Source organism: Actinoplanes sp. NPDC026623 (assembly GCF_040638275.1).
Classification (GTDB): Bacteria; Actinomycetota; Actinomycetes; order Mycobacteriales; family Micromonosporaceae; genus Actinoplanes.
Genome location: NZ_JBEZXZ010000314.1, coordinates 1 through 6,589, shown reverse-complemented (window position 1 = coordinate 6,589; position 6,589 = coordinate 1). Strand labels below are relative to the sequence as shown.

Sequence of the window (6,589 nt, the reverse complement as noted above, 5' to 3'; positions counted from 1 at the left end):
GCGGCGGCGGTCGTTGCGGCCGTGGATCGACCGGCTCGCCGCGATGCCGACCGCCCGGCGTGCCGAGCTGCCGGGGGTCTCGGCGCACCGGGCCCGCCAGGTCCTCGCGGGAGCGATCGTCGGCTACGAGCTGATGCGCGATCTCGACATCGACGTGGTGCGGGTCTGCCCGTGGGGCCTGCGCGAAGGCATCCTGCTGCGCCGGCTCGAGATCGACCAGCCCGAGCTCGACCACGCCGGTTGGGTTCCGTGTGACCCGGCCGACGACCGCCGCGACGACTTTCTTTCCAGGCTGCTGCAGCAGCCGGTGTTGGGGATCATGGCTGGAGATCGTCTATGACCTCGTGGCGATCCAGTACCACGCCCTCAAGGCCGGGCAGGCGTACGAGCAGTACACCGAGGACGCCGCGGATCATGAGGACGTCAAGGAATTCATCGAGCAGTGCCGCCAGGAGGACGCCGAACGCGCGGTCCGCGCACACGACCTGCTCGGCAAGCTCACCGCCAAGGGGGCGGGCATCGGCTGAGCCGGCGGCGTCCGTCCGCGGTGAGCCTCGCGGAGTTCAGGCCGGGATGAGCCCGTGGAGCGGCGGGCGATCCAGCCCGCAGCCCGCGGCGATCGACGTGGCTTCGGTATCCACGCCTTGACCGTCCGGCACGCGAGAACGCGGTCGTTCAACCCGGTATTCTGGCGAGATTGCGCAGCAGGAGCGCCTCGGCGAGGCAGGTCCGGGCGAATTCCGCGAGATGCAGACCCTCATTCGGCCCGTGCGCGGCACAGTACGGGTCCTCGATGCCGGTGACCAGGATCGCCGTCTCACCGAATCGCCTCTGGAAGATGGCGACGGCGGGGATCGAGCCGCCGATGCCGATGTCGACCGGGGCGGTTCCGTCCCAAGCGGTGGTGCAGGCGGCGCGCGCCGTGTGGTAGGCCCGGCCGGTCGCGTCGACGACGCACGGTGCGCCGCTGCTTTCCAGGCTCACCTCCAAACCGGCTCCCCAGGGCACCCGTGCCCTCAGATGGGCACAAACGGCCGCGTACGCCGAGGCCGGGTCGTCGCCGGGCGCCAGCCGTACGCTGATCTTGGCTTTGGCCCTGTGTGACAGGGCGTGGAGCGCCCTCCCGGCGGGCGGCGCGTCGATGCCGAGCACCGCGATCGCGGGTTTGGTCCAGAGCCGGTCGGCGAGCCTGCCGTTGCCGATCAGCCGGACCCCGTCGAGAACACCGGCCTCCTGACGGAGGCGGTCGGGCGGGTAATCGACCCCCGTGCCCGGGCGGCCGAGGAGCCCGTCGACCGCGACCTCGCCGTCGTCGTCGTGCAGGGTGCTCAGGAGCCGGCTCAGCACGGTGAGCGCGTCCCGGACGGGGCCGCCGCGCACGTCACCGTGCGGCGTGCTCACCTCGACGAAGCAGCTGACCACTCCGCGCAACGAGGTCGTCAGAGCCGGTCGGCCGATCTCCCAGTTGTCGGAGTCGGCGACGACGATCACGTCGGAGCGTAGCCACTCGACGTGGTCGGTGATCAGCCGGTCCAGGGAGTCCGAGCCGTACTCCTCCTCGCCCTCGACGAGGACGACGACGCCGACGGGCAGGTCGTCGCCCAGGGCGCGCAGCGCCGCGACGTGGGCCATCACGCCGGCCTTGTCGTCCGCGGCACCCCGCCCATAGAGCCGGCCGTCGCGCTCGACCGGCTCGAACGGGTCGCTGTCCCACAGCGCCAGGTCACCGGCCGGCTGGACGTCGTGATGGGCGTACAGCAGAACGGTGGGCGCGCCGTGCGGCGCCGGCCGGCGCCCGATGACCGCGGGCTGCCCGCCGGCGCGCGCGATCCGCACCTCGAGACCGCAGCCGCGCAGCAACTCGGCGACGGCCGCGGCGGACCGGTCGAGGTGCGCGTGGTCGAATCCGGGGAACGCGACCCCGGGGATGCGGATCAGTTGTTCGAGGTCGCCGCGGACACCCGGCAGTTCCCGCTCGATCGCCGCGCGCACGTCCTCGTCGGTGCTGATCATCGGCGTCTCACCATTCTCTCCAGGCCGGCGCGGTCAGTGCCTGCCCGGCGCCGAGGTCGCCGTGCCTGCCCGGCGCCGAGGTCGCCGGCTTCCGTCCGGCGAGCGTTTCGACCGGATCTGGTCCTGGCCCAAGCCGGTGCAGCGCCCGTCAGAACCGGGAGCGGAACTCGACCGCGACCAGGAAGCCCTGGGCGGGGATGAGCAACGGCGCCCAGGCCGACGGCGCGACGCGCCGGCGACCGGTCAGTGGTACTCCGGGGCGTCGGTCACCCGCACGGCGAGCTCCTCGGCGCTCGCCCCGCCGCCGCCCGCGCCCGCGTCGTACGCGACGCTGTCCGTCTCGGCGTCAAAGCCGTAGCCCTCGTCCGGCTCGACCAGGCGGCCGATCGGCTCCGGCGACGCGCCGTCGAGCTGCCCATGGTCGTAGAGCGACACCGGCGAGTGCGGGTCCGAGGTGGGGCTCTCGCCGTACACGTCGGCGTCCAGCGAGGCCTGGGCCGCGCCCTGCCCGTCTATCGCCTCGTCGGCCAGCATGCCGGGGGAGCCCAGCGGGTCCTCGGGCTGCACGTCGGGCTCCTCCTGGGCCAGGCGGTAGTCCAGGGACTCCCCGGCACGCTGTTCTTCGGCGGTGGTGCCGAACTTCGTGACCGCCTGGGCGTGATCGGCCGGCAGGGCCGCCGGGTCCGGGCCGTCCGCCCACCGGCCGGAGTCGACCTCGTCGTAGGCGGTGGAATCGTCGTCCGCGGTGTCCGGAAGGCCTTCGCTCTCCGGATCGGACACCTGCCTGGGGTAGTTGTCGCCTCGCATGGATCCCGCATACCCGGCTCAGCGCCGGGTATGCCGGCGGTCTCGCGAATGGCCCCGGGACTCCGAAGAAGGTGATCTGCGTAACGCTGCCCTCGGATCACCTCCAATCGTGGGCGGACGGCTCGGCGGTCAGTTCGGCCCGGTTCGCCCGTCGGCCGAGGTGCCGTCCGGCGACGGCCGCAGCAGCCGGGCCGCCGACGATGTGGGGTCGGCGTCACCCGGGGCGCTGTCGTCCTCGCCCGACTGGCGCCCGGTGGTAGCCCCATCCCCGAACTCCGCCTCGGCACCGGCGTCCGAGCCGGTCAGGTCATCCACCTGACCGTCCTGCGAGTACGTTGCCATCGCCTGTACCAGGTCAGACAGCGGCAGTTTCTCTTCGTCGCGCCACACGCCTTCATCACGGTTCGTCATGCCGAGCCGGTTACCCCGATCGGCGCGGTTGAAAGCAGGATCGGTTCCGCGCCCGACCTCGGGCGGCCAGGCGCGCGGCGCAAACGGCCGGCCGGCGGGTACTGGGGACCGCGTGGCGAGGCATCTCATGCGGTGGATCCCGGCGGCCTGGCGGGTGCTCCGCCGCCGCGTCGATTGGCTGGATCATCTGGTCCGGGCCGGCGTGCGATACGACGACGCCGACGGCGGCCGGCTCTCGGCCGCGGTGACGTATTACGCCTTCTTCGCGATATTCGCGCTCGGGTTGCTCGAGTTCGCGGTCTTCGGGTTCGTCCTGAACGACGCGACGATAGTGCGGTCGGTGGCTGTCTACTTTGCAGTGGACCCGGCCAGCCTGGACGTGCAGACGTTGCTGCACGCCCGGCGCACCGCCGGCGTCATCGCGTTCGTCGGCCTGCCGGTCACCGGATGGTTCTGGATCGACGCGCTGCGCTCCTCGATCCGCCGGATCTGGCGGCTCCCCGAATACCCGGGCAACCTGGTCTTCCGCGTGCTGGTCGATCTGGTGGTGCTGGCCGGGCTGGGGTTACTGCTGGCCGCGTCGTTGGCGGTGGCTTACGGGACCACGATCGCCGCCAACCGGCTGGTCGACGCCGCCGACACCGAGGTCAGCCTCGAAGGCTTCGCTGTTGGCGCCGGCGGAGTTCGCGGAGTTCACCGCGTGCGCGTCCGGCGCTCCATGCCCGGCCAGCGCTCGGGTCTGGTCCCGCTGCAGGGCCAGCAATGGCGACACGATGACGGTCGGTCCGTCCATCAGGACGGCCGGAACCTGGTAGACCGCCGATTTGCCGAACCCGGTGGATGCCATCAGCATGGTGTCGCGGCCGTCCATCACGTGACTCATGGCGGCGGCCTGCAACGGGTGCAGCTCGTCCCAGCCGTACAACCGGGCGGCCACCGACCGCAGCCGGCGCAGTTGCTCGTCGGTGTGGGAAGCGTCCGGGGGTGCGTTCACCGGCGGTGTATACCCACCGGACGGACCCCGACACCGATACCGGGGTGGGCCGGTCAGTACCGTCGGCGCAGCACGAGCACGCTGTGGGCGGTCAACGGCAGGCGCTCCTGTGCTCTGATCCTCCCGTAGGCGGTCGCGAGCAGCGGGTCGGCGGTGTCGACGATGATCTCCCACGTCTGCCCGTACGCCGCATCGGGCACGGTGAACTTGACCTGCTCCGGTGACGCGTTGAAGAACAGCAGGAACGAGTCGTCGACGATCCGCTCGCCCAGCGCGTCGGATTCCGGGATGCCGTCACCGTTGAGGAACACGGCGATGGTGCGCGCCGCCCCGTCGTGCCAGTCGTGTTCGGACATCGGCTCGCCGTCGCAGCGCAGCCAGGCGATGCCGGGCAGCCGGGAGTCGCCGGCCGGGTCGCTGGTGAAGAACCGGCGGCGTCGGAAGATCGGATGTTCGGCGCGGAGCCGGGTCAGCTTCCGGGTGAACACCGTCAGGACGTCGTGGTGCCGGGCGTTCGCCCAGTCGATCCAGCTGATCTCGTTGTCCTGGGCGTAGACGTTGTTGTTGCCGTGCTGGGTGCGGCCGAGCTCGTCGCCGTGCACGATCATCGGTACGCCCTGACTGAGCAGGAGCGTGGCGAGGAAGTTGCGTTTCTGCCGTTCGCGCAGCATGACGGTACCCGGGTCGTCGGTGTCGCCCTCGACGCCGCAGTTCCAGGAGCGGTTGTGGCTTTCGCCGTCCCGGTTGTCCTCACCGTTGGCCTCGTTGTGCTTGTGGTTGTACGAGACCAGGTCGGCGAGGGTGAACCCGTCGTGGGCGGTGACGAAGTTGATCGACGCGATCGGGCGGCGGCCGTCCACCTCGTACAGGTCCGAGCTGCCGGTGAACCGGGACGCGAACTCACCAAGGATGAAGGGCTCGCCACGCCAGAAGTCGCGTATCGAGTCGCGGTACCTGCCGTTCCACTCGGTCCAGTTCGGGGGAAAGCCGCCCACCTGGTAGCCGCCGTCGCCCAGATCCCACGGTTCGGCGATCAGCTTCACCTGTGAGACGACCGGGTCCTGGTTGACCAGGTCGAAGAAGGCGGCCAGCCGGTTCACCTCGTGGAACTCGCGGGCCAGCGCGGCGGCCAGGTCGAAGCGGAACCCGTCGACGTGCATCTCGAGCACCCAGTACCGCAGCGAATCCATCAGCAGCCGTAGCGACTCGTGGTGTCGCACGTTGAGGCTGTTACCGGTGCCGGTGGTGTCGTAGTAGTACTGCCGATCGTGTTCGACGAGCCGGTAGTAGGCCGCGTTGTCGATGCCCCGGAAGGAGAGCGTCGGGCCGAGGTGGTTTCCCTCGGCCGTGTGGTTGTAGACCACGTCCAGAATGACCTCGATGCCCGCGCTGTGCAGCGCCTTGACCATCGTCTTGAACTCCTGGACCTGTCCGCCCCGGCCGCCGAACGACGAATAGCCGTCGTGCGGCGCGAAGAATCCGATGGTGTTGTAGCCCCAGTAGTTGGCCAGGCCGCGGTCGATCAGCCCGCCGTCGTGCACGAACTGGTGCACCGGCATCAGCTCGACGGCGGTGATGCCAAGCTGCTTCAAGTACTTGATCACCGCCGGGTGTGCCAGGCCCGAGTAGGTGCCGCGGACGTCCTCGGGGATGTCGGGGTGCCGGATCGTCATCCCCTTGACGTGCGCCTCGTAGATCACGGTCTGGTAGAACGGGATCTTCAGCGGGCGGTCGTTGCCCCAGTCGAAGAACGGGTTGATCACCGTGGACTTCGGGGCGTAGGGTGCCGAATCCGCGTCGTTGAAGCTCGCCGAATCGCCGAAGCGGTAGGAGAACAGGGCCTCCTTCCACTCGATGCCTCCCTCGATCGCTTTGGCGTACGGGTCGAGCAGCAGCTTGCTGGGATTGCAGCGCAGCCCCCGCGACGGGTCGTACGGCCCGTGCACCCGGTAGCCGTACCGCTGGCCCGGCACCACCCGCGGCAGATAGCCGTGCCACACGAACGCCTCCCGCTCCGGCAGGTCGATCCTTGTCTCCCCGCTCTCGTCGAGAAGACACAGCTCGACCCGTTCAGCCACCTCCGAGAAGATCGCGAAGTTGGTGCCGCCCCCGTCGTAGGTGGCGCCCAGCGGGTACGGGTTGCCCGGCCAGATTTTCATGATCTTGTTCCTCGACTCCCTCGCTCGCCGACGGAACGCAGGTACCCCCGGTCGGCGGTAATCAGGCCTGCCGGCCGTGTGAGCCGTTCATCGGTCCGCGAGGTGATCCTCGGCGGTCTGCTCCGCTGTGCGAGCGGCCGGCGGCACTTCGCCCCGACCGGGAGGCCGCGGTACGGGTGGCGGGTCCGGCCGTCGACGGCCGGAC

6 protein-coding genes and 2 pseudogenes are annotated in these 6,589 nt (G+C 70.2%); 3 read left to right on the top strand and 5 right to left on the bottom strand.

The features are described 5' to 3' along the window. Together AB0F10_RS43305 and AB0F10_RS43300 are read left to right on the top strand one after the other, a co-directional pair. A pseudogene (locus AB0F10_RS43305) lies at positions 1–340 on the top strand (hypothetical protein); the annotation flags it as partial. Positions 341–344: 4 nt separating this feature from the next. Further along, the gene (locus AB0F10_RS43300) at positions 345–527 is read left to right on the top strand and encodes a hypothetical protein (RefSeq protein ID WP_360639826.1); all 183 of its coding nucleotides are present in this window, start codon (positions 345–347) and stop codon (positions 525–527) included. 148 nt (positions 528–675) lie between these two features. Here AB0F10_RS43300 and AB0F10_RS43295 read toward each other — a convergent pair whose 3' ends face one another. From AB0F10_RS43295 to AB0F10_RS43285, 3 genes are all read right to left on the bottom strand, one after another. Then, positions 676–2,013: a dipeptidase gene (locus tag AB0F10_RS43295; RefSeq protein WP_360639823.1), complete on the bottom strand. Its 1,338-nt coding sequence runs from the start codon at positions 2,011–2,013 to the stop codon at positions 676–678. 243 nt (positions 2,014–2,256) lie between these two features. Continuing rightward, positions 2,257–2,820 carry a DUF5709 domain-containing protein gene (locus AB0F10_RS43290; protein WP_360639820.1) on the bottom strand — a complete coding sequence of 188 codons (564 nt, stop codon included), beginning with the start codon at positions 2,818–2,820 and terminating at the stop codon, positions 2,257–2,259. A 129-nt stretch (positions 2,821–2,949) separates the two neighbouring features. Next, a complete protein-coding gene (locus AB0F10_RS43285; RefSeq protein ID WP_360639817.1) occupies positions 2,950–3,360 on the bottom strand; it encodes a hypothetical protein in 411 nt (136 codons plus the stop codon). Between AB0F10_RS43285 and AB0F10_RS43280 the strand changes: the two are divergent. Next, positions 3,359–3,847 (top strand): annotated as a pseudogene (locus tag AB0F10_RS43280) (YhjD/YihY/BrkB family envelope integrity protein); the annotation flags it as partial. The gene AB0F10_RS43285 and the pseudogene AB0F10_RS43280 overlap by 2 nt on opposite strands. On the opposite strand, the gene AB0F10_RS43275 reads toward AB0F10_RS43280, so the two are convergent. After that, positions 3,797–4,078, bottom strand: coding sequence for a hypothetical protein (locus tag AB0F10_RS43275; protein WP_360639829.1), 282 nt, complete (start codon positions 4,076–4,078; stop codon positions 3,797–3,799). The pseudogene AB0F10_RS43280 and the gene AB0F10_RS43275 overlap by 51 nt on opposite strands. Positions 4,079–4,278: 200 nt before the next feature. Next, positions 4,279–6,384 (bottom strand): glycogen debranching protein GlgX, encoded by a 2,106-nt coding sequence (gene glgX, locus AB0F10_RS43270; RefSeq protein ID WP_360639814.1) that lies wholly within the window; start codon positions 6,382–6,384, stop codon positions 4,279–4,281. Positions 6,385–6,589 lie beyond the last annotated feature (205 nt).

Excerpts from the sequence above, each read along its gene's own strand:
- AB0F10_RS43295 (WP_360639823.1), bottom strand. The coding sequence starts at position 2,013 with ATGATCAGCACCGACGAGGACGTGCGCGCGGCGATCGAGCGGGAACTG.
- AB0F10_RS43290 (WP_360639820.1), bottom strand. The coding sequence starts at position 2,820 with ATGCGAGGCGACAACTACCCCAGGCAGGTGTCCGATCCGGAGAGCGAA.
- AB0F10_RS43285 (WP_360639817.1), bottom strand. The coding sequence starts at position 3,360 with ATGAGATGCCTCGCCACGCGGTCCCCAGTACCCGCCGGCCGGCCGTTT.
- AB0F10_RS43275 (WP_360639829.1), bottom strand. The coding sequence starts at position 4,078 with ATGGCATCCACCGGGTTCGGCAAATCGGCGGTCTACCAGGTTCCGGCC.
- glgX (WP_360639814.1), bottom strand. The coding sequence starts at position 6,384 with ATGAAAATCTGGCCGGGCAACCCGTACCCGCTGGGCGCCACCTACGAC.